Below are 20,464 nucleotides of genomic sequence, written 5' to 3'. Positions count from 1 at the left end.
CGACTCACCCCGGGGCGTCGTCCGGCTGCCGCTCCGGGTCGCGCCGCTCGGCGAGTGAGCGCAGGATGCAGAACTCGTTGCCCTCCGGGTCCGCCAGCACCACCCAGCCGGTGCCCGGCCCCCACCGTTCCCGGAAGTCCGCCAGTTGGCTGGCCCCGATCTCCAGCAACCGGGCCAGCTCCTCGGCCTGCGTGCCGGAGGACGGGCGCAGGTCGAAGTGGATCCGGTTCTTCACCGACTTGGCCTCGGGGACCTCCAGGAACAGCACCGTGTGGGACCCGTCCCGGGACTGGATCAGGCACTCGTCGTGGCCCGGCTCGTTGGGGTCCTCCGGGTCGTCGACGTAGTCGAGCACCCGTTTCCACCACTCCGAGAGCTGGTAGGCGTCCAGGCAGTCGACCGAGGTGTGCGAGATGTATGCCGTCATGTCAGCAGCCTCGTGGGGCGCCGCCCGGTGCGCGCAATGGGTTTGCCCGGCTCCCAGGCGGGTCCCAGGAACGGCAGGAACGATGGGGTCTCGAGGTCGTCGCGGGGCGCGGCGACCGCCCTCTCCGGGGAAGGACGGACCATGAAGCGACGGATCGCCACGGTCGTGACGGCCGGGACGTTGGGGACGGCGAGCGTGCTCGGGATCGGGCTGGTGGCTCCCGGCGCCCGGGCCCACGCGGACCGGGGCGCCGAGGCGGTCAGCCAGGACCCGGGGGACGGGGACGACGAGGATGCAGCCGGTGGGGACGGGGCGGACGGAGACGAGGTCGCTGCGGCAGCCGGGGAGCGGTCCGGGCCGGCGACGTCCCCGGCCGACCTGCTGCCGGAGAGCGACCAGGGGTACCGCGTGCTCACCGCCACGGCGACGTCCGACTCGGCTGTCGGCATACTCGGTCCGGGCGGGACCAACCTGACGACCGCCGCCCGCGTGCTCGGGATGGACGTGCCCACGGTGCGCGCGGAGCTGGAGTCCGGTGCCACGCTGGGCGAATTGGCGCGGGCACGGGGAGTGGAGCAGGTGGCGCTGGTGCGGGCGCTGGCCCAGGAGCAGGAGGCCCGGTTGGAACGCTGGCTGGGGCACGTGTGAGCGCAGGACTAGCGGGTGACCCGATAATCCGGTGGGGGAAGTGACGGGTGGGGAGGGTAGTTTTGGGGGAGGACGCCGCTGGAGGGGCGGGTCACCAACGAGAGCGCCGGGAGGCTGAGTGTGTTCGACGCTCTGAACCAGTTCATCCAGGACCACGCGGGGGCGGTCTGGGTGCTGCCGGTGGTCTTTGCGCTGTGCGCCCTGGACGGGTTCTTCCCCCCGCTGCCGAGCGAGTCGGTCGTCGTCGCGCTTGCGGCGGTCAGCGCCTCCGTGGGGGAGCCACCGCTGGTGCTGCTGTTCCTGCTCGCGGCCGGGGGCGCCTTCCTCGGTGACAACGTCGCCTACTCCCTCGGCAGGCACGGGGGGCTGCGGCGGCTGCGGCACACCCGGAAGTTCAAACTCTCCTCGATGCTGGACTGGGCCGACCGGGAGCTGCGAAAACGGGGGGCGATGATCATCATCGTCGCGCGCTACATCCCCGTCGGGCGGGTCGCGGTCAACCTGACCGCGGGGATCACCCGGTTCCACCGCGGGTGGTTCATCCTGTTCGACCTGATCGCGGTGACCTCGTGGGCGGCCTACTCCGTGGCCATCGGCGCCGTGGCCGGCCACTGGATGGAGGAAAACCCCCTGCTGGGGGCGGCCCTGGCCGTCGTCCTCGCGGTCATCCTCGGCGCGCTGATCGACCGGTTCCTGCAGCGCCGCGGCGCGGCCCCCCAGGAGGAGCGGCCGGGCGAGGCCGCCGCGCGGTAGGACGGCGCGGTCACCGCCGGACCACCTACCGTGGACCTCAGCGGGAACCCATCGCCGGGCCAGCGCCTCTGTCTTGGTGAGGCGGGCCCGAAGGGCAGGACGGCAAGGGAGTCAACAGGTGCGCCGCAGCGAGGAGTTCACGGCATTCGTCGATGCCCGGTACGCCTCGATGCTGCGCGCCGCCATCCTGTTCACCGGTAACCGCCACACCGCCGAGGACCTGCTGCAGGAGGCGCTGCTGCGGACCTTCGCGGCATGGAACAGGTTGGAGGTGCTCGGTGCGGCGGAGTCCTACACGCGGACCACGATGGTGCGCCTCCTGGTGCGCGACCGGCGCCGCCGGTGGTCCGGAGAGGTGCCGACCGAGCACCTGCCCGAGACGCCGACCGACCTGGAGGCGGACCGGCTGGGCGACCGGGTGGCCTCGGTCGTCGGCGTCCGCGCGGCACTGCGGGACCTGCCGCCCGACCAGCGGGTGGTGCTCGTGCTGCGGTACTACGAGGACCTGTCGGTCGCGGAGATCGCCCGCGTCCTCGGGTGCCGGGAGGGCACCGTGAAAAGCCGGGCCTCCCGGGCCATGAAGACGCTGCGGGAGTCCGGGGTGCTGGCCGAGGACGACGGCCCCCTGCCCACCTGGGAGCCGGACCGGAGCGACACACAGGAGACCACCGGGAGAGGAGGGAGGAACCGATGAAGGTGCCGACACGCAGCGAGCAGCGGCTGGCCGCGCTGCTGGCCGAGGCGGCCGAGCCGATGGACCCGGTCGTCAGCCCGGGCGCGGCGCTGACCCAGAAGGCGCGGCGCCGGGCCACCGCGCGCCGCTCCGGGATCGTGGCCGGGGTGTTGGCCGCCGTGCTGGCGGTGGGTGGCTCCGCGGTCTGGCTCGACGGCGCCGTCCGGGACGCCGGGACAGTCGTGCCGGCAGGGGACGCCCTCCCGGACCAGGAGGCCGGCGTGGTCGGGGAGGCCGAGAAGGCCGTCCCGTCCCGGATCGAGGGGGAGCTGGACGCGGCCCTGATCAGCCTGCTCGGCAGCGCCGACGGCCACACGTCGCTGACCACCGGCGGCTACGTCTACGAGCTGGAGTGGCTCTGGATCCCGCACCTGTACAAGTCCTCCTGGGTGCTGCCCAAGGACATCGAGGACGTGCAGGTGGTCCCGGTCGAGGAGTGGCCGGCGGCGATGGCGCAGTGCATCGCGGCCGAGGGGTACCCCGCCCGGGTGAACAGCGACATGCCGTGGGTCGACCCGGACGCCCGCGACACCGACTTGGCCTGGCACGCCCGGGGCTGCGCCCTGGAGATCCAGCCGGAATGGGCCTACGCCGACTTCACCGTCGAGGACTGGGGTGAGGTCTACGACCACCTGGAGACGAGGTGGTCCGCCTGCGAGAAGCAGAGCGGGTCGCCCGTGTACTGGCTGATCGACCGGGACGAGTTCATCCACCTGGCCTCGCGGGGCCCGATCCCGCGGCGGATCTCCAACCTGGACGAACGCCTCACCGGGCAGGAGTGCTCGCAGATCCCGGACCACCTGCGCGCCGGCACCCCCTCGCGCTGAGGCAACCGCCGACGAGAAGTGCCAGAGTGGGCGGATGAGCGATCTCATCGTCACCCACAACCCGACGGAGTCCCGGTTCGAGGCGACCCACGAGGGGACCCTGGCCGGCACGCTGACCTACGTCACCTCGGGGACCACGGTCGACCTGCAGCACACGGTGGTCGAGCCCGAGCACGAGGGCAAGGGGATCGGCGGGGCCCTGGTCCGCGGCACGCTGGACCACCTGCGCGCCGACAACCTGACGATCATCCCGACCTGTCCGTTCGTGCGGTCCTACATCGACAAGCACCCGGAGTACCAGGACATGGTCGAGGCGGACCCGGCCTGAGCGGACCCGTCAGTCCGCGACGAGCGGCACGAACCGGTACCACCCCGGCGCGTGCTCCAGCTCGGTGACGTCGGCGTGCCGGTCGACGCGCACCAGGCGGCCGTCCAGCGGCAGCACCATCCGGCCGCCGTCGGCCAGTTGCTCGACCAGTGACTGCGGCAGGGCGTCGGCCATCGCCGAGACCAGGATCCGGTCGAACGGGCCCTCGCGCGGCGCGCCCAGCACGTCCGGGTCGGCCCGGACCACCCGGGCCCCGGGCAGACCGGCACGGGCCACCGCCTGGGCCGCCCGCTCCACCAGCTCGCCCACCCGCTCGGTGCCCAGCACCGACCCGGCCGGTCCGGCCAGGTGCGCCAGGATCGCCGTGGTCCACCCCGATCCGCTGCCCACGTCGAGCACCCGGTCCCCGGGTTGCACGTCGAGCAGCTCCAGCATGGTGGCCACCGTGCTGGGCTGGGAGCAGGTGGACCCGTAGCCGATCTGCAGCGCCGTGTCCTGGCCGGCGGCGGGCCGGACCCGGCGCGGCAGGAAGTCCTCCCTCGGGCACTGCTCCATCGCCCGGGCGACCCGGTCCGCGGGGCCAGCTGTCGGCATACTCCAGCCTCCACCACCTGCGGCGTTGCCGCCACCCGTGGCGCCTCCCTGCCGGGCTGGGCATGCGGACGTAGAGTGCGCGGGTGAGCGGGCGACACCCCGAGCGTGACTCCTTCCGCCCCGACATCGAGGGGCTGCGTGCCGTTGCCGTCCTCATGGTGCTGGCCTTCCATGCCGGGCTGCCGCTGGTGCCGGGCGGATTCGCCGGCGTCGACGTCTTCTTCGTGATCTCCGGGTTCCTGATCACCGGCCTGCTGGTGCGCGAGGTCGAGCGCTCCGGCCGGGTATCGCTGGTGTCCTTCTACGCCCGCAGGGCCAAGCGGCTGCTGCCGGCCGCGGCGCTGGTGCTGCTCGCCACGGGGGTGCTGACCTGGCTGTTCGTCCCGCGGGTGCGCTGGGCCGAGATCGGTGGCGACCTGGTCGCCTCGGCCGTCTACCTGGTCAACTGGCGACTGGCCGACCGGGCGGTGGACTACCTGGCCGAGGACTCGGTGGCCTCCCCGGTGCAGCACTACTGGTCGCTGGCGGTGGAGGAGCAGTTCTACATCGTCTGGCCGCTGCTCATGGTGCTCGGGGCGTGGCTGGTGCGGCGGCACCGGCTGCGCACCCGCCCGGTGCTCGGCCTGCTGCTGGGGCTGGTCGTCGTCGGCTCGTTCGCCTGGTCGCTGCGGCAGACGGCGGTGAGCCCGGAGACCGCATACTTCGTCACGACCACGCGGCTGTGGGAGCTCGGGATCGGCGGACTGGTCGCGCTCGCGGCGGGGCACTGGCGGCGGCTGACGCCGACGGCCGCCACCGCGCTGGCCTGGGCAGGGGTGCTGGGGCTGTTGCTGTCCGCCGTGCTGCTGGGCACCGGCAGCGCCTGGCCGGGGTATGCAGCACTGTTGCCGACGCTGGCGACCGCGGCGGTGATCGCGGGCGGCTTCAATGCCCGGGCCGCCGGTCCCGTCCGGTTCCTCGGCACGGCCCCGATGCGGGGGATCGGGGCGATGTCCTACTCGCTCTATCTGTGGCACTGGCCGCTGCTGGTGGTCGCCGCCGCGGCGTGGGGGGAGCTGGCGCTGTGGCAGGGCGTGGCGATCTGCCTCTTCGCGCTGCTGCCGGCGCGGCTGACCTACCTGTGGGTGGAGAACCCGGTCCGGACCTCGGCCGTGCTGTCCCGGCTGCCCGTGGCGGCGCTCGTCGCGGGAGCCGCGTGCACCGTCATCGGGGCCGGTGCCGGCGTCGCGCTGGTGCGGGGCGTGGAGTCCCAGGTGGTGCAGGCCGACGGGTCCGCGCAGGGTGCGGGGTCGCTGCTCGGCGACGGCTCGGACGACCGGCTGGTCGACCCCGGGCCGGGGGAGGCGACGGCGACGCCCGACGCGGGGGAGGAGACCGCGGCCCCCGAGCACGGGGAGGAGACCGCGACCCCCGACCCGGCCGCGGCCGGCCCCGACATCTCGCGGATCGACCTGACCCCGGAGACGATCACCCCGGACCCCCTGGTGGCGGTCGAGGACGTTCCCGCCATCTACGCGCGGGGCTGCGCCACCCCCGCCGGCAGCGCCGAAGTGCGCCGCTGCGACGGGGGCGACCCCGACGGCGACCTGGTGCTCGCGGTGGTGGGGGACTCCAAGGTCGCCCAGTGGGTCGACGCGCTGGAGCAGATCGGGGCGCAGGAGGGGTGGCAGGTGCGGACCTACAACAAGTCCGGCTGCCCCTGGCTCTCGACCGACACCGGGGAGGCGGGCTGCCTGGAGTGGGGCGCGGCGGTCCGGGACCGGTTGCTGGGCGACGAACGCCCGGACGTGGTGCTGGTCTCGGGGGTGAAGGGACAGGCCGGTGAGGGCAGCGAGGAGGAGCGGCGCGACCGGGTGACGGCGGGCTACGTCGACTACTGGTCCGACCTGGGTGAGGCCGGGGTGCCCGTCATGGTGCTGGCCGACACCCCGCACCCGGGGCAGCTCAGCGTCTATGAGTGCGTGGCCGAACACCGCGACCAGGTCTCGGAGTGCGAGTTCGACCGGGGCAGCGGCAGCGGCACCCGGCCGTTGCGCAGTGCCGCCGAGCAGGTGCCGACGGCCACGTTCCTGTCGATGAACGACTGGGTGTGCCCGCTGGAGGACTGCCCTCCCGTGATCGGCGACGTTCTCGTCTATCGCCAGGGCTCCCACATCACGAACACCTACGCGTTGTCCCTGGTGGAGCCGCTGCGGGCCCGGCTGGTGCCGGCCATCGAGGAGGGGCTCGCCGCCGTCGGCGACGGAGGCGACGGCGGGTAGGTCGACCCGACCACCTGCTCAGCCGCCGCTGGTCACCAGAACCGACTCATCGGCATACCGCACGACCGCGCCGGGACGCACCTGGGTGCCGCGGCGCAGCACCACCTCCCCGTCCACGGTCACCTCGCCGTTCTCGATGACCATCCGGGCCATCGCGCCGTCCGGCACCAGGTTGGCCAGCTTGAGCAGCTGGCCCAGCCGGATGGACTCGTCGCGGATGGCGACCTCGGAGTGGTTGAGCATGACTCCACTGTAGGTGGGCGGCCACTTTGCCAGGAATTGAACCCGGGACCTCTTGACGACCCGTCGCGCGCAGTGTCAAGGTGCCTTACTGTCAGACACCATGACAAGAGGAGCTCCCATGTCCCTGTCCCACCACCTGTCCCGGGGTGGCCTCACCCTGGCCGCGGCCCTGCTGCTGACCTCCTGCGGGCTCCACTCTTCGCCGAGCGACGATCCGGCGGACGCCGGCGACGCCCCGGCGGACGGCGCCGCTGCTTCCTCCGGTCCAGCCGTGTCGGTGGACGAGGAGTTGGCCGCCCAGGTCCCGGAGGACATCCGGGAGGCCGGGGTCATCCGGATGGCGATCAACCCGAACTATCCGCCGTTCGAGTCGATGGGCCCCGACGGCAAGACGCTGGTGGGTCTCGACCCGGACCTGGCCAACGCGGTCGGCGACGTCCTGGGCGTCGAGATCGAGATGATCCCAACCTCCTTCGACGGCATCATCCCCGCCCTGGAGGCGCACAAGGTCGACATGGCGATGGGCTCCATCGGGGACACCAAGGAGCGCGAGGAGGTCGTCGACTTCGCCACCTACTACTGGAACGGCACGATGATCATGGTGCCCGCCGGCAACCCCGAGGGGATCACGTCCGAGGAGGCCTGCGGGGTCGACATCGGCGTCATCCGCGGGTCGCTGCAGCAGTCCACCTTCCTGCCGGCCCACGGGCCGCGGTGCGAGGAGGACGGCAAGGAGCCGCCGACCGCGCAGGTCTACCAGGACGGACCCCAGGCCCAGCTCGCCCTGAAGAGCGGGCGCATCGACGGCGTCATGCTGGACGCGCCCCCGCTGCTCGACGCGGCGCAGAAGAACCCGGACGACTTCGAGGTGGTCGGCCCGCTCGTGCGCAACCCCAACCCCGGCGGGGTGGCCTTCCCCAAGGACAGCGAGCTCGTCGAGCCGGTCCACGGCGCGCTCAACCTGCTCATCGAGAGCGGGTCCTACGAGGAGATCCTGGCCCGGTGGAACCTGCAGGACATCGCGATCGAGGCCTCCGAGATCAACGGGGCGATCGAGTGAGGGCCTGGCCCGCGATGGCGGGGAGGGGTATGCCGTGACGGTCGCCTCGACGACGCCCGCGGCGGAGGCCGGGCAGGCGCAGCAGGTGGTGAAGCTGCGTCACCCCTTCCGGTGGCTGAGCTATGTGATCATCGCCGTGTTGGCGGCGATGCTCGTCAACACGTTGCTGACGAACGAGAACTTCGGCTGGGACGTGGTCGGGGAGTACTTCACCTCCTTCCGGATCCTGGACGGACTGCTCAAGACCCTGCAGCTGACCGCCATCGCGATGGTGCTCGGCGTGGTCCTCGGGGTCTGCCTGGCGATCATGCGCCTCTCCAGCAACCCGGCGCTGTCCTGGACCAGCTGGCTCTACCTCTGGTTCTTCCGCGGCACGCCGGTCTTCGTCCAACTCCTCTTCTGGGGCTACATCTCGGCCCTCTACCCGGTGCTCTCCCTCGGCGTCCCGTTCGGTCCCGAGTTCGTCCAGTTCGACACCAACGTGCTGATCACGCCCGTCATGGCGGCGATCCTGGGGCTCGGGCTGAACGAGGGCGCCTACATGGCAGAGATCGTCCGGGCGGGGATCCTGTCCGTCGACAAGGGACAGACCGAGGCCGCCCAGGCGCTGGGGATGAAGCGTGGCCGGATCCTGCGCCAGATCGTGTTGCCCCAGGCGATGCGGGTCATCATCCCGCCGACGGGCAACAACACGATCTCGATGCTCAAGACGACGTCGCTGGTCAGCGTGCTGGCGTTCCCGGAGCTGCTCTATGCGGCCCAGCTCATCTACGCCGACAACTTCGAGACCATCCCGCTGCTGATCACCGCCTCGATCTGGTACATCATCGTCACCTCGGTGCTCACCGTCGGGCAGTACTACATCGAGCGGCACTACAGCCGCAGTGACCGATTGGCCAGCGGACGGATGCGACGACTCATCCAGCTCCAGCGCCGTCGCGCCGTGAGCACCGAGGGGCAGGAGCCGCGATGACCGACACCGACGTGATCGAGCGCCCCATGGTCCGGGCGGAGGACATCCGCAAGTCGTTCGGCACCCTCGAGGTGCTCAAGGGGATCAACCTGGAGGTGCGTCGCGGCGAGGTGATGACGCTGCTCGGGCCGTCCGGGTCCGGCAAGACCACCTTTATCCGGCTGATCAACCACCTGGAGACCATCAGCGCCGGCAAGCTCACGGTCGACGGCCAACTGGTGGGCTACCGGGAGCACCAGGGCAAGCTCTACGAGCTCAAGGAGGCCGAGGTCGCCGGCATGCGGGCCGAGATCGGCATGGTGTTCCAACGGTTCAACCTGTTTCCCCACATGACCGTGCTGCAGAACATCATGGCGGCCCCGATCGGGGTCCGCGGAGAGCGGCGCCAGGTGGTTCGGGAGCGGGCGCTCGGCCTGCTGGAGCGGGTCGGCCTGTCGGACAAGAGCCACGCCTACCCGGGCTCGCTCTCCGGGGGGCAGCAGCAGCGCGTCGCGATCGCCCGCGCGCTCGCCATGGAGCCCAAGCTGATGCTCTTCGACGAGCCGACCTCGGCGCTGGACCCCGAGCTGGTCGGGGAGGTGCTGGACGTGATGAAGGATCTGGCCCGGTCGGGTATGACGATGATCGTGGTCACCCACGAGATGGGCTTCGCCCGGGAGGTCGCCGACTCCGTGGTCTTCATGGACAACGGGGTCGTGGTCGAGGCCGGCGCACCCCAGGAGGTCCTGGTCAACCCCCAGCACCGCCGCACCCAGGACTTCCTGAGCAAGGTCCTGTGAGTCAACCACCACCACGAGGAGCAGGTATGCAGACAGTCGTCATCGGCGCAGGCGTCGTCGGTGTCTCGATCGCCGCGGGACTGGCGCGGCGCGGTGCCGAGGTCACCCTGGTTGACCGGGGACCGGTCGGTGCGGGGACCTCCGCGACGTCCTACGCGTGGGTCAACTCCAACGGCAAGGAGCCGGACAGCTACTTCGCGCTGAACCGGGAGGGGCTGCATGCCCACCACCGGCTGGCGGCCGGGGGCGGTGACTGGCTGGGCGCCGGCGGACACGTCGAGTACGCGGTCGACCAGGCGCACGCACGCCACCTGCGGGGCCGGATGGACCGGATGGTGGAGCGCGGATACCCGGTGGAGGAGATTGATCCGGTCCGAGCCCGGACGTTGCTGCCCGACGTCCTCGTGCCGGACGCGGCGGAGCTGATCGCCTTCTTCCCCGAGGAGGCCTTCGTGCACCCCCAGCTCTACCTGGCCCATGTGCTGGGGGAGGCGCTGCAGGCCGGGGTCCGGGTGCGCACCGGGCACGCCGTGGTCGCGCTCGACCCCACCGGGGTCACCCTGGACGACGGCACCGTGCTGTCGGCCGACCGGGTCGTCTCGGCCGTCGGGCGCTGGAGCGGCGAGCTCGCGGCGCTCGCCGGCACGACCGTCCCGATGGCGACCTACCAGGAGCCGGGCGACCTGACGGTCGGCTACCTGCTGGAGACCGACCCCGTCCCGGTGCGCCTGGAGCGGCTGGTGACCACGCCGTGGTTGAACCTGCGGCCGGCCGGCGGAGGACGACTGCTCCTGCAGGCACTGGACCTGGACGCCACGGCCGACCCGGGCGCGGTCCCGGGTGCCGACTCGCCGTTGGCCGGGCAGTTCCTGGACCGGCTGCGGGCCGTGGTGCCGCAGGCTGCTGGCGCGAGGATCGACCGGGTTGTCGTGGGTCAGCGCGCGATGCCGGCCGACGGGCAGACCGTGGCGGGCCCCGCGGTGGACCAGGAGTGGCTGTATGTCGTCGCCACGCACAGCGGGGTGACGCTCGCACCCTTCCTGGGCGAGGCAGTGGCGGCCGAGGTGTGCGGCGAGGTGGACGAACGGCTCGCCGACTTCCGGCCCGACAGGTTCCGGGACCTCGCCACGATCGCCAGTCCCCGGACACCCCGCAAGCCCGGCGAGCAGTGACCGGGCCGCACCCGCGCCCGCCCGGAACCCGGTAGTTTGCCCATGTCGGTAGGTCAGACCAGGGGGACGCAGCGGTCCCCGGGACGGAGAGGAACACCCGTGGCGAAGGTGCGACGCGAGACCGTCGCCGAGCAGGGCTTGTCGATCCTGCGGGCACAGATCCTGGACGGCGCCCTGCAACCGGGCGACCCGGTGACCGAGGAGGCGATGGCCCAGCAGTTGGGCATCTCGCGGCCGACCATGCGCGAGGTGCTCAAGACGCTCGTGGGTGAGGGTCTGCTGACCCGGCACCCGAGCACCCGGATCCTGCAGGTCACCACGCTGACCGTGGACGAGGTGCGGGAGATGTACATCGCGCGACGCGTCCTGGAGTGCGCCGGGATCGACGCCGCGGCGGCCCTGCCGGACGAGGCCTTCACACCGTTGCAGGAGACCCTCGAGCAGATGGCCGAGGCGGTGACGGCGAACGACCTCTACGGCCTGGTCCAGGCGGACCGCCGGTGCCACTCCGAGACGGTCGCCCTCACCGGGTCGCGGTACCTGATCAGCCTGCACGACCGGCTGATGGCCCGGATGAACCTCACCCTGTCGCAGGTGGAGAGCGACGAGCCGGGCGACTACGCCGAGGTGCTCCGGCTGCACCGGCAGTACTGCGCCCTGATCGTGGACCGGCGCCCCGAGGAGGCCAAGGCCCAGTTGCTGGAGCGGCTGGAGGTCGCCGAGCAGGAGGTCGTGGCGAGCCTGGAGGCACGCAGTGCCACGGGGTCCAGCCCCCGGCGCTCGGTGCGCACGGGGGGCCGGGACGCGCTCGGGGTCACCGGTGGCGCAGGCTAGGGGCATGGACGAACGCGTCGAGATCCAGCTCCTGCCCGAGGCCGCCCGTGCAGTGGGCGCCGTCGTGGACGCCGTCGGCCCGGGCTCCTGGGAGGCCCCGTCGCCCTGCACGGCGTGGACGGTCCGGGACGTCCTGGCCCACCTGACCGCCGAGCACCTGTGGGCGCCCCACCTGCTGCGCGGTGAGTCGCTCGCGCAGGTGGGTGACCGCTACGACGGTGACGTGCTCGGCGCCGACCCCGCCGGTGCGTGGCGGCGGGCCACCGCGGGCTCGATGCTCGCCTTCGGCCAGGTCACCGACCCGGGCGCCCCGGTGCACGTGTCGTCCGGGCAGATCAGCACCCGCGAGTACGCCAGCCAGATGCTGGTCGACCTCACGGTGCACGGGTGGGACCTGGCGCGCGGCGCCAGCCTGCCGTATGCCGAGGTCCCGGAGGCCGTCGAGGCCGCCTTCGCCTATGAGCGGCCGCGGGTGCGGGCCCACGCGGTGGCGGGAATCTTCGCGCCGTCCGTGCCGACCGGCTCCGAGCGCCGGATCGACCAGCTCGTCGCCCTGCTCGGGCGCGACCCGCAGTGGCGCCCGGGCGGGTAGCAGGCGCCCGGCGGTGGTCGGCGGGCTAACTCGGGGTGCCGACCACCTGCTCGCCGGCGCGCAGGCAGTGGGCGACGGTGACCCTCGCCGAGGTCGTGCGCCGGCGGCACGTCCTGGGCGCACTCGGGGATCGACCAGCGGGCAGCGCGTGCGGAAGACGCAGCCCGAGGGAGGGTCGATGGGCGAGGGGATGTCGCCCTCGCAGGATGATCCGGCGCCGCGCCCGCTCCGCGACCGGGTCCTCCAGCGGGATCGCCGAGATCAGCGCCTGGGTGTAGGGGTGGCCGGGCGCCCGGTAGAGGCTCTCCCGCGGCGACTGCTCCATGAGGCGCCCCAGATAGAGGACCAGCACCTGGTCGCTCATGTGCTCCACCGAGGCCAGGTCGTGGCTGATGAACAGGTAGGACAGCCCCATCTCGTGCTGCAACCTGCGCAGCAGGTTCATGATCTGGGACTGGACCGAGACGTCCAGCGAGGCGGTGGCCTCGTCCAGGATCAGCAGCTCCGGCTCGGCCGCGAGCGCCCGGGCGATGCACACCCGCTGACGCTGCCCGCCGGAGAGCTCGTGCGGGTAGCGGTCGAGGAAGCGCCGGGGCAGCCCGGTCAGGTCCATCAGCTCGGCCACCCTGGCTCGGCGCCCGCCGGGCGGCCGCATCCGGTGGATCCGCAGCGGCTCGGCGACCGAGTCGGCCACGGTGGAGCGGGGGTCCAGCGCAGCCAGCGGGTCCTGGAACACCATGGACATCCGGCGGCGGACGTCGGTGATGGTGCGTCCCCGCGCGGCGAGCACGTCCGTCTCGCCCAGCCGGATGGTGCCGTCGTGCACCGGCACCAGGCGCAGCAGCGCGTTGCCGATGGTGGACTTGCCCGACCCGGACTCCCCGACCAGGCCGACCGTCTCGCCCCGGCCGATCGTGAAGGAGACGTCCTCCACGGCATACAGCCACTGGCGCCGGCCGGGCCCGCGCACCGGGAAGCGGACACGCAGACCCCTCGACCTCCAGCAGCGGCTCACCCTGCCTGACGGGGGCAGGCGTCACGACCTGCGGCACGGTGCTCACGAGTCCTCACCGCCGTAGAAGGAGCGCACCCAGTGCCCGTCGCCGAGGTCGACCAGGTCGGGGTGCTCGGACTGGCACCGACCGTCGGCGCGGTCCCGGCAGCGGTCCCAGAACACGCACCCGCGGGGGATGGCGCGGGGGTCGGGCGGGGACCCGGGGATGCTGAGCAGCTCGTCGGTGCGCTGGCCCAGGTGGGGGCGGGACTCGAACAGGCCCCGGGTGTAGGGGTGCCGGGTGTCCTGGAACAGGCGCGACGGTCTCGGCGCGCTCCAGCACCTCGCCGCCATACATCACGACGACCTCGTCGGCGATCCCGCCGACCACCGCCAGGTCGTGGCTGATCCACACGGTCGGCGGTGCCCAGCCGTTCCTGCAGGTCCCGGATCGCCTCGATGATCTGGGCCTGGATCGTCACGTCGAGGGCGGTGGTGGCCTCGTCGGCGATGAGCACCTCCGGGTCGCAGGCGAGGGCGACGGCGATCATCACCCGCTGCCGCATGCCGCCGCTGAGCTCGTGCGGGTAGGCCCGCAGCCGGCGCGCCGGGTCGGGGATGCCGACCAGCTCGAGCAGCTCCAGCGCACGGCTCCGGGCCTGCTTCGGCGGTCATGCCGAGGTGGACCTCCGGGCCCCTCGGTGAGCTGCCGCTCCACGCGTCAGCATCGGGTTGAGCGAGGTCGCCGGGTCCTGGAAGACGAAGCCGATGCGCCGCCCGCGGATCCGCCGCGAGGGCGGCGCCGCCCATCGAGAGCAGGTCGTGCTGGGCGCCGTCGGAGGTGGTGAGCACCACCTCGCCGTCGATCGGCGGCGTTGCCCGGACCCAGGCCCGGCCGCCGAGAGCACCGACATCGACTTGCCCGAGCCGGACTCGCCGACGATCCCGAGGGTCTGCCCGCGATCGACCGACCAGCTGACGTCGCGCACGATCCGGGCCGGGCCGATCGTGACGCGACAGGCGACCGCACGTCCAGCGCGCTGCTCATCGGGTGCCTCCTCGGGCCGTGGCGGCCGAGCGCGACGTCCAGGACGTCGCGCAGGACGTCGCCGAGCAGGTTGCAGGCCAGCACGGTGACGAAGACCGCCAGGCCCGGGAAGACGCTCATCCACCAGGCGTCCTGGAAGAACGCGCGGGAGTCGAACAGCATCCGCCCCCACGACGGCTCCGGCGGCTGCACGCCCAGGCCGAGGAAGGACAGCGCTCGCCTCGGAGAGGATCGCGAAGGCCAGCGACAGCGAGGTCTGCACGATGATCGGGCGCGGAGATGTTGGGCAGCACGTGGCTGCCCATGCTGTCGCCACGGACTGGCGCCCAGCGACTTCGCGCGCCCGCACGTAGGTCTCGGTGCGCACCGACAGGGTGCTGGCCCGGGTGACCCGGGCGAAGATCGGGGATGTAGACGACGCCGATCGCGATGGTCGCCGTCGTCACGCCCGGCCCGAGGATGGCCACGATCGCCATCGCCAGGAGGATCTCCGGGAAGGCGAACAGCACGTCCTGGCCGCGCATGATCACGGTGTCGAGCCACCCGCCGAAGAAGCCCGCGAGCAGGCCCAGGGTCACCCCCGACCAGCAGCGCGATCGAGACCGCGATCACCGAGACGCGCACCGAGACCGCGGCCGAGGCGATGACCCGGGAGAGGATGTCGCGGCCCAGCTCGTCGGTGCCGAACCAGTGCGCCGCCGACGGCCCCTGCAGCCGGTCGGCGATGTTGATCTCGTTGATCCCGTAGGGCGCCAACCAGTCGCCGAGCAGCGCCATCACGAGCACGCCCAGCAGCACCAGCATCGAGACCACGGCGACCGGGCGGCGCAGCAGCGCCAGGACGGTCCGGCGCCAGCCGCGCGGCCCGTCCTCGGGCACCGGGACCTCCTCGTATGCCGTGTGTTCGCCCTGCGATGCGGCGGCGGGATCGTGGGTGCTCACTGGTCGCTCCCCAGCTGGATCCGCGGGTCGACCTTGGCGTAGAGCAGGTCGACGACCAGGTTGACGACCAGGAAGATCACGGCGATCAGCAGCACCGCCCCCTGGAGCAGCGGGTAGTCGCGAGCGCGCACGGCGTCGTAGACGAGCAGCCCCAGGCCGGGCCAGGCGAAGACCACCTCGACCACGATGACCCCGCCGAGGATGGCGGCGATCTGGGTGCCGGTGACGGTGATGACCGGCACCAGCGCGTTGCGGACGACGTGCCGCAGCAGCACCAGCCGGCGGGGCAGGCCCTTGGAGTTGGCGGTGCGCACGTGGTCCATGGACAGGGTCTCCAGCACGGACGAGCGCACATAGCGGGTCAGGATCGAGCCGGCCACGACCCCGACCGTGATCCCCGGGCATGATCACCCGGCGGGCCCACTCCACCGGGTCCTCGGTGATCGGGGTGTAGCCCGACGGGGGCAGCCAGCCGAGGGTGGAGGAGAACAGCAGGATCAGCAGCATCCCGAGCCAGAAGTTCGGGCAGCGAGACGCCCGAGCTGGCTGACCGCCGCGGACGACCGAGTCGCAGCGCGCCGCCGTTGCGGACGGCGGAGAGGATGCCGAGCGGGGAAGGAGACCGCCAGCGCGATGAGGATGCCGACGACCGCCAGGGACACCGTCGCTGGCAGCCGGGCCAGCAGCAGGTGGGTCACCGGCTGTCCGGAGCGGAAGCTGACGCCGAGGTCGCCGGTGGCCGCGTTGGCCACGTAGGTGACGTACTGCTCCAGCGGGGGCCGGTCCAGCCCCGATGCCTGCCGCAGCGCCTCGTAGACCTCCGGGTCGAAGCGGGTGCCCATCCCGATCCGGATGGGGTCGCCCGGCACCAGGTGCACGATGAGGAAGACGAGCACGGTGACGCCGAAGAGGACCACGACCGACTGGACCAGCCGGTGGGCGACGTAGGCCATGCGGGGCTCCCGGAGGGTAGGGGTGGCGGCGCGCCGGGTGCGGCGCGCCGGGTGCAGCGCGCCGCCGGCGGCTGTCAGTCGATCGCGGCGTCGCGGAACCGGATCGCCCGGTTCGGCATGACCTCGTAGCCCGGAGACGTCGGTGGACCAGGCCTGCACGACGTCGGGGTTGTAGAGGTAGATGTAGCTCGCGTCGTCGGCGATGGTCGCGGCCACCTCGTCGTAGATCTGCTTGCGGGCGGCCTCGTCGGTCTCGGTCCGACCCTGCTCGAGCAGCGTCGTCGACCTCCGGGTTGGCGTAGCCCTGGTAGTTGTTGGCGCCCTCGGAGTGGTGCTGGCTGTAGTAGAAGTCGTCCGGGTCGATGTTGCCCAGCCAGCCCATCATCAGCATGTCGAAGTTGCCCTGGCCCTGCTCGTCGAGCCAGGCGCCGAAGTCCAGCGGACGTGATCTCGCTGGTGATGCCGATGTCGGCGAGCTGGCTGGCGATGATCTGGGCCGCCTGCACCGTCTCCGGGTAGTCGGTCGAGACCATGATCTCCATCGGGATGTCCGCCGGGTCGACCCCGGCCTCCTCCAGCAGCGAGGTGGCCTGGTCGGGGTCGAAGGAGTAGGTGTCGTACGGGGTGAACCAGTTGCTCGACTCCGGGATCGCGGTCTGGTTGACGGTCGGCGTTGCCGTAACATGGTCGCCTCGCGTGATGCCCTCGCGGTCGATCGCGTAGGCGATCGCCTGGCGGACCTCGACCTGGTCGAACGGCTCGTTGGCCTGGTTGAGCGCGAGGTACCAGTAGTCGTTGGACCCGACCTGGCCCAGCTCCAGGGTCGTCGGAGCCGTCGAGCGAGGCGACCTGCTGCGGCGGGACGTTGTCGGTCCAGTGCGATCGTCGCCGGACTCGCAGCGAGGCCAGCGCGGTGGTCGGCTCGGAGATGAACCGGAACTCCACCCCGCCGAGCGCCGGGGCGCCGCCGCAGTAGTCCGGGTTGGCCTCCAGGGTGATCGAGGATCCGGAGGTGTAGTCGGTCAGCGCGAACGGGCCGGTGCCGACCGGGGCGGTGGTCGATGTCCCCGGACTCGACGTTGTCCTCCTGCACGATCGCCACGCCCTTGTAGCCGCCGATGTTGGCCAGCAGGTTGGGGGAGGGCTCGCTCGACCGTGATCTCGACGGTGTGCTCGTCGGCGGCCTCCACCGACTCGACGGTCGAGAAGCGCCACGACGGGGACAGCTCCTCGTCCATGATCCGGGTGTAGGAGTAGACGACGTCGTCGGCGGTGAAGTCGCTGCCGTCGTGCCAGGTCACCCCCTCGCGCAGGTGGAAGGTCCAGGTCAGCTGGTCCTCGCGAGGTCTCCCAGGACTCGGCCAGAGCCGGCTGCATCTCCAGGTTGACGTCGGGCTCGACCAGGGTGTCGTAGACGTTCTCCAGCACCTGGAAGGAGAAGTAGGCGGTGGTGACGTGCGGGTCCAGCTGGTCCGGCTCGCCCGCGATGGCGGCGACCAGGCTGCCCTCGGGCGCGGGGTCGCCCGCGCCGTCCGCGGTGGCGTCACCGCCCTGGTCACCGTTCATGTCGACCGCCTCCCCGCCGCCGGAGCAGGCGGCGAGGGCGAGGACGAGGGTGGATCCGATGGCGAGTCGGAAGGTCGTGGGACGGGACATGGTGACTGCTCCTCTCGGGGTCACCCGTACCTGGGGGCGGTAGAGTGAAGATTTCTTCATCATGCTGTAGATTCGAGCGGCTGGCAACCGCTGCGGCCGGATCTGCCGGGACCGTCACCGAAGCGTGATCTCCCGGGCCGGGCCGAGACGAGGAGGTGGGCTCGTGACGTATTCCGTGGTGGCGCGGTCCCGCGACGGGGCGCGGCTCGGCGTGGCCACGGCCTCGCGCTCGCTCGCGGTGGGTGCGGCCGTCCCGGCCCTCGCGCCGCGCGTCGGGGCGCTGGTGACCCAGGCCTACACGAACCAGCGGTTCCGCGCGCTCGGGCTGCAGTTGTTGCGCGAGGGCGCCGCGCCGCAGGAGGTGATCGATCGCCTGGCGCAGGAGGACGAGGACTTCGACCGCCGCCAGGTCGGCATCGTCGACGCCGCTGGCCGGACCGCGGTGTGGACCGGGCCGGGGTGCACCGGGTGGGCCGGGGCGATCGAGGGGGAGGGGTATGTCGTGCTCGGCAACTTCCTGGCGGGGCCGGCGGTGCTGGCGGGCATGGACCGGGCCGTGCGTGCTCCGCAGGAGGAGCCCTTCGCCGACGTCATGCTCGCGGCGCTGGACGGTGCCCAGTCCGCGGGAGGGGACGCGCGGGGGCAGCAGAGTGCGGCGCTGCGGGTGGTGCACAACGACTGCGAGGACGTCGCGCCACCGCTGACCGAGATCGACCTGCGGGTCGACGACGACCCGCAGCCGCTCCGGCGGCTCCGTACCATGTTGGCGACCGTGCCGAGCGCCGCCGCCGACGTGACCGAGGAACTCACCGACTCGGGGCGCACCACTCCTACGATGGACTGACCATGGCCCCACCTGCTCACCCGACCGCGGGTCCGCCCCCGGACGTCGCCGCTGTCGGTGCCCGGGTCCGCCGGATCCGCCAGCGGCTGGGCCTGACCGTGGAGGAGTTCGCCCGCGCGGCCGATCTCAGCGCTGGCATCGTGAGCCAGCTGGAACGGGGCCAGGGCAACCCCTCCCTCACCACCCTGGCGCGCCTCGCCGACGGGCTGGGGGTCCACGTCGCCGAGCTGCTCAAGGACGGCAGCTCGGCGCGGTCGGCCCTGGTCCGGGCGGACCAGCGCCAGCAGCTCCCGCTGGAGGAGGACCCGCCCGGCCTGGTCCGCGAGCTCCTGACCCCCACGCTCGAGGCGCCGATGCAGGTGATCCGCACGGTGATGCCCCCGCATACCTCGCACGAGCAGCGCCCGTTCCGACACCTGGGGACGGAGTCGGTGCACGTCCTCTCCGGCCGCCTGGTGGTGGTGCTCGGCGACGAGCGGCACGAGCTGGCGGCCGGGGACACGATCACCTACGACTGCACGCTGGGCCACTGGTGGGAGAACACTTCCGACGAGCCCGCCGAGCTGATCGGGATGACGGTGCCCCTCGGCCTCTGACCCCGGGTCTCGCCCTCGGCCTCCGGCGCCGGATCCCGCCCCTACGCTTCGACGCCGGATCTCGTGTGGAGGATAAAGGGGCCCATAGGCCCGTTCATCCTCCACACGAGATCGGGCCGGACGTCCGCGGCGCGGCTCGGGCCCGGCAACTACCACGTCATATCGACTGACCTTGAGTCACCCACCGGTCCTCTGCTCGGGCTCCTCACCCGCACCCGTGCGGCGGCCGAACAGCGGCATGCCGGTCAACAGGAGTCCGATCAGGACCCCGAGTCCCATCCAGACCCAACTGTCGAGAGCGATGGACAGGGCCACGCCGACCCCGACTCCGAGGGCCAGTCCTCCACCCTTGGAGAGGGCCGAGCGCTTGTTCTGGTTGGTATCCATGTCCACCACGCTGCCCTTTCCCGGGCCACCGCGCATCGCCGAGAGGGTGGAGATCTGGCCTCCACCCTGTGGGGGAGCCGGGAGCCGAAACACTGGTGGCCCACACCACGCGTGCTGGGGTCCGGGAGCGCGGCGACCCGGAACTCGCGTGGAGGATCAAGGGGCCCCTAGGCCCGTTCATCCTCCACACGAGATCGGGCCGCATGTCGCGGCGCGGCACAAGCCCGGCGTCAGGTGGTGTCGGTCAGTGTCAGGCGGTGTCGGTCAGCGTCAGGCGGTGTCGGGGCAGTGTCAGGCGGTGTCGGGGTCGGTCAGCACCTGCCGGACGAAACGCTCCGACCGCTCCCGGAGGCCGGTGATGCGCCGCTGTACGAAGAGCGCGCGGTCAGCCTCGTCCGTGCTGAACACCTCGGAGGGGGTGGGGGTCCGCCGCACGTTGCGGGAACAGCCGAATGCGGTGCAGATGAGCGTCCCGACCGTGCTGCCGCGGCGTCCTGCGGCACCGGTCCGCCGGGCGGCGTAGAGGCTGACGTCGTCGGTCTCGACCACGTCCTGGCACCAGGCGCACACGGCCGGCCGCCGGGTGCTCGGGGCCGCCGTCCTGAGCAGTACACCGGTCGGTGCCCCCTCCAGCTCCAGGACGACGTAGCCGGACAGCGGGCGCTTGGGGTCGCGCCAGCCCAGGTAGTCGAGGGCGTCCCAGTCGACGGCCTCCAGGTCGGGGAGGATGGCCTGCTTCACCTCCCGGCGGGAGGCGTTCACGAAGGCGCGGCGGATCTGCGGGTCGGTCAAGGGGTTCATGCTCGGGCTCCAGACGGCA

24 protein-coding genes and 4 pseudogenes are annotated in these 20,464 nt (G+C 72.0%); 14 read left to right on the top strand and 14 right to left on the bottom strand.

From position 1 onward, the window contains the following. Nucleotides 1–4: 4 nt before the first annotated feature. Nucleotides 5–427 carry a VOC family protein gene (locus AC1QRC_RS19240; protein WP_484204820.1) on the bottom strand — a complete coding sequence of 141 codons (423 nt, stop codon included), beginning with the start codon at nucleotides 425–427 and terminating at the stop codon, nucleotides 5–7. 141 nt (nucleotides 428–568) lie between these two features. On the opposite strand from AC1QRC_RS19240, the gene AC1QRC_RS19235 reads away from it, so the two are divergent. From AC1QRC_RS19235 to AC1QRC_RS19215, 5 genes are all read left to right on the top strand, one after another. Next, nucleotides 569–1,075 (top strand): hypothetical protein, encoded by a 507-nt coding sequence (locus tag AC1QRC_RS19235; protein WP_484204819.1) that lies wholly within the window; start codon nucleotides 569–571, stop codon nucleotides 1,073–1,075. A gap of 120 nt (nucleotides 1,076–1,195) precedes the next feature. Next, complete coding sequence (locus AC1QRC_RS19230; protein WP_484204818.1) at nucleotides 1,196–1,828, top strand: DedA family protein; 633 nt, start codon at nucleotides 1,196–1,198, stop codon at nucleotides 1,826–1,828. Between the two features lie 118 nt (nucleotides 1,829–1,946). Next, nucleotides 1,947–2,522 carry a SigE family RNA polymerase sigma factor gene (locus AC1QRC_RS19225; RefSeq protein ID WP_484204817.1) on the top strand — a complete coding sequence of 192 codons (576 nt, stop codon included), beginning with the start codon at nucleotides 1,947–1,949 and terminating at the stop codon, nucleotides 2,520–2,522. Beyond that, nucleotides 2,519–3,388 carry a hypothetical protein gene (locus AC1QRC_RS19220; RefSeq protein ID WP_484204816.1) on the top strand — a complete coding sequence of 290 codons (870 nt, stop codon included), beginning with the start codon at nucleotides 2,519–2,521 and terminating at the stop codon, nucleotides 3,386–3,388. The genes AC1QRC_RS19225 and AC1QRC_RS19220 overlap by 4 nt, the downstream gene beginning before the upstream one ends. A gap of 34 nt (nucleotides 3,389–3,422) precedes the next feature. Then, nucleotides 3,423–3,716, top strand: coding sequence for a GNAT family N-acetyltransferase (locus AC1QRC_RS19215; RefSeq protein WP_484204815.1), 294 nt, complete (start codon nucleotides 3,423–3,425; stop codon nucleotides 3,714–3,716). 9 nt (nucleotides 3,717–3,725) lie between these two features. Here AC1QRC_RS19215 and AC1QRC_RS19210 read toward each other — a convergent pair whose 3' ends face one another. Next, nucleotides 3,726–4,310 (bottom strand): protein-L-isoaspartate O-methyltransferase family protein, encoded by a 585-nt coding sequence (locus AC1QRC_RS19210; RefSeq protein ID WP_484204814.1) that lies wholly within the window; start codon nucleotides 4,308–4,310, stop codon nucleotides 3,726–3,728. A gap of 83 nt (nucleotides 4,311–4,393) precedes the next feature. Between AC1QRC_RS19210 and AC1QRC_RS19205 the strand changes: the two genes are divergently transcribed. Next, complete coding sequence (locus tag AC1QRC_RS19205) at nucleotides 4,394–6,571, top strand: acyltransferase family protein (protein ID WP_484204813.1); 2,178 nt, start codon at nucleotides 4,394–4,396, stop codon at nucleotides 6,569–6,571. A gap of 18 nt (nucleotides 6,572–6,589) precedes the next feature. Here AC1QRC_RS19205 and AC1QRC_RS19200 read toward each other — a convergent pair whose 3' ends face one another. Beyond that, nucleotides 6,590–6,814: an RNA-binding S4 domain-containing protein gene (locus tag AC1QRC_RS19200; protein ID WP_484204812.1), complete on the bottom strand. Its 225-nt coding sequence runs from the start codon at nucleotides 6,812–6,814 to the stop codon at nucleotides 6,590–6,592. A gap of 118 nt (nucleotides 6,815–6,932) precedes the next feature. Here AC1QRC_RS19200 and AC1QRC_RS19195 point away from each other — a divergent pair, with 118 nt between their 5' ends. The 6 genes from AC1QRC_RS19195 to AC1QRC_RS19170 all read left to right on the top strand — a co-directional run bounded on the left by AC1QRC_RS19195 (nucleotide 6,933) and on the right by AC1QRC_RS19170 (nucleotide 12,224). Beyond that, nucleotides 6,933–7,874, top strand: coding sequence for an ABC transporter substrate-binding protein (locus tag AC1QRC_RS19195; RefSeq protein WP_484204811.1), 942 nt, complete (start codon nucleotides 6,933–6,935; stop codon nucleotides 7,872–7,874). A gap of 34 nt (nucleotides 7,875–7,908) precedes the next feature. After that, nucleotides 7,909–8,847 carry an amino acid ABC transporter permease gene (locus AC1QRC_RS19190; RefSeq protein ID WP_484204810.1) on the top strand — a complete coding sequence of 313 codons (939 nt, stop codon included), beginning with the start codon at nucleotides 7,909–7,911 and terminating at the stop codon, nucleotides 8,845–8,847. Further along, on the top strand, nucleotides 8,844–9,626 hold the full coding sequence (locus tag AC1QRC_RS19185; RefSeq protein WP_484204809.1) for an amino acid ABC transporter ATP-binding protein: 783 nt from the start codon (nucleotides 8,844–8,846) through the stop codon (nucleotides 9,624–9,626). The genes AC1QRC_RS19190 and AC1QRC_RS19185 overlap by 4 nt, the downstream gene beginning before the upstream one ends. Before the next feature lie 26 nt (nucleotides 9,627–9,652). After that, nucleotides 9,653–10,798 (top strand): NAD(P)/FAD-dependent oxidoreductase, encoded by a 1,146-nt coding sequence (locus AC1QRC_RS19180; RefSeq protein ID WP_484204808.1) that lies wholly within the window; start codon nucleotides 9,653–9,655, stop codon nucleotides 10,796–10,798. A 99-nt stretch (nucleotides 10,799–10,897) separates the two neighbouring features. Further along, nucleotides 10,898–11,632: a GntR family transcriptional regulator gene (locus AC1QRC_RS19175; protein WP_484204807.1), complete on the top strand. Its 735-nt coding sequence runs from the start codon at nucleotides 10,898–10,900 to the stop codon at nucleotides 11,630–11,632. A gap of 4 nt (nucleotides 11,633–11,636) precedes the next feature. Further along, complete coding sequence (locus tag AC1QRC_RS19170) at nucleotides 11,637–12,224, top strand: TIGR03086 family metal-binding protein (RefSeq protein ID WP_484204806.1); 588 nt, start codon at nucleotides 11,637–11,639, stop codon at nucleotides 12,222–12,224. A 25-nt stretch (nucleotides 12,225–12,249) separates the two neighbouring features. On the opposite strand, the gene AC1QRC_RS19165 is transcribed toward AC1QRC_RS19170, so the two are convergent. The 9 genes and pseudogenes from AC1QRC_RS19165 to AC1QRC_RS19125 form a co-directional block, all read right to left on the bottom strand. Then, nucleotides 12,250–13,194 carry an ATP-binding cassette domain-containing protein gene (locus AC1QRC_RS19165; RefSeq protein ID WP_484204805.1) on the bottom strand — a complete coding sequence of 315 codons (945 nt, stop codon included), beginning with the start codon at nucleotides 13,192–13,194 and terminating at the stop codon, nucleotides 12,250–12,252. A gap of 87 nt (nucleotides 13,195–13,281) precedes the next feature. Continuing rightward, nucleotides 13,282–13,572: an oligopeptide/dipeptide ABC transporter ATP-binding protein gene (locus tag AC1QRC_RS19160; protein WP_484204804.1), complete on the bottom strand. Its 291-nt coding sequence runs from the start codon at nucleotides 13,570–13,572 to the stop codon at nucleotides 13,282–13,284. Nucleotides 13,573–13,721: 149 nt separating this feature from the next. Next, a pseudogene (locus tag AC1QRC_RS19155) lies at nucleotides 13,722–14,207 on the bottom strand (ATP-binding cassette domain-containing protein); the annotation flags it as partial. A gap of 773 nt (nucleotides 14,208–14,980) precedes the next feature. Then, nucleotides 14,981–15,145 (bottom strand): annotated as a pseudogene (locus AC1QRC_RS19150) (hypothetical protein); the annotation flags it as partial. 59 nt (nucleotides 15,146–15,204) lie between these two features. Then, nucleotides 15,205–15,588, bottom strand: a complete 384-nt coding sequence (locus tag AC1QRC_RS19145) for an ABC transporter permease (protein ID WP_484204803.1) — start codon at nucleotides 15,586–15,588, stop codon at nucleotides 15,205–15,207. 117 nt (nucleotides 15,589–15,705) lie between these two features. Continuing rightward, the gene (locus AC1QRC_RS19140) at nucleotides 15,706–16,377 is read right to left on the bottom strand and encodes an ABC transporter permease (protein ID WP_484204802.1); all 672 of its coding nucleotides are present in this window, start codon (nucleotides 16,375–16,377) and stop codon (nucleotides 15,706–15,708) included. Nucleotides 16,378–16,661: 284 nt separating this feature from the next. After that, nucleotides 16,662–16,976, bottom strand: a pseudogene (locus AC1QRC_RS19135) (ABC transporter substrate-binding protein); the annotation flags it as partial. 70 nt (nucleotides 16,977–17,046) lie between these two features. Next, nucleotides 17,047–17,187, bottom strand: a pseudogene (locus AC1QRC_RS19130) (ABC transporter substrate-binding protein); the annotation flags it as partial. After that, entirely contained in the window at nucleotides 17,184–17,462 is a 279-nt protein-coding gene (locus AC1QRC_RS19125; protein ID WP_484204801.1) for an ABC transporter substrate-binding protein, read from the bottom strand. The gene AC1QRC_RS19125 and the pseudogene AC1QRC_RS19130, both read right to left, overlap by 4 nt. Before the next feature lie 518 nt (nucleotides 17,463–17,980). Here AC1QRC_RS19125 and AC1QRC_RS19120 point away from each other — a divergent pair. Both AC1QRC_RS19120 and AC1QRC_RS19115 read left to right on the top strand, forming a co-directional pair. Beyond that, nucleotides 17,981–18,661 (top strand): DUF1028 domain-containing protein, encoded by a 681-nt coding sequence (locus AC1QRC_RS19120; protein ID WP_484204800.1) that lies wholly within the window; start codon nucleotides 17,981–17,983, stop codon nucleotides 18,659–18,661. A gap of 2 nt (nucleotides 18,662–18,663) precedes the next feature. Next, nucleotides 18,664–19,257, top strand: a complete 594-nt coding sequence (locus tag AC1QRC_RS19115) for a helix-turn-helix domain-containing protein (RefSeq protein ID WP_484204799.1) — start codon at nucleotides 18,664–18,666, stop codon at nucleotides 19,255–19,257. 177 nt (nucleotides 19,258–19,434) lie between these two features. Here the strand turns inward: AC1QRC_RS19115 and AC1QRC_RS19110 are convergent, their stop codons facing one another. Then, complete coding sequence (locus AC1QRC_RS19110; RefSeq protein WP_484204798.1) at nucleotides 19,435–19,644, bottom strand: hypothetical protein; 210 nt, start codon at nucleotides 19,642–19,644, stop codon at nucleotides 19,435–19,437. Between the two features lie 291 nt (nucleotides 19,645–19,935). After that, nucleotides 19,936–20,445 (bottom strand): FBP domain-containing protein, encoded by a 510-nt coding sequence (locus tag AC1QRC_RS19105; protein WP_484204797.1) that lies wholly within the window; start codon nucleotides 20,443–20,445, stop codon nucleotides 19,936–19,938. Nucleotides 20,446–20,464: the final 19 nt, after the last annotated feature.

It is taken from the genome of Ornithinicoccus sp. (assembly GCF_057176825.1).
The sequence above is the reverse complement of the archived record's forward strand: the minus strand, read 5'-3'. Positions and strand labels throughout refer to the sequence as shown.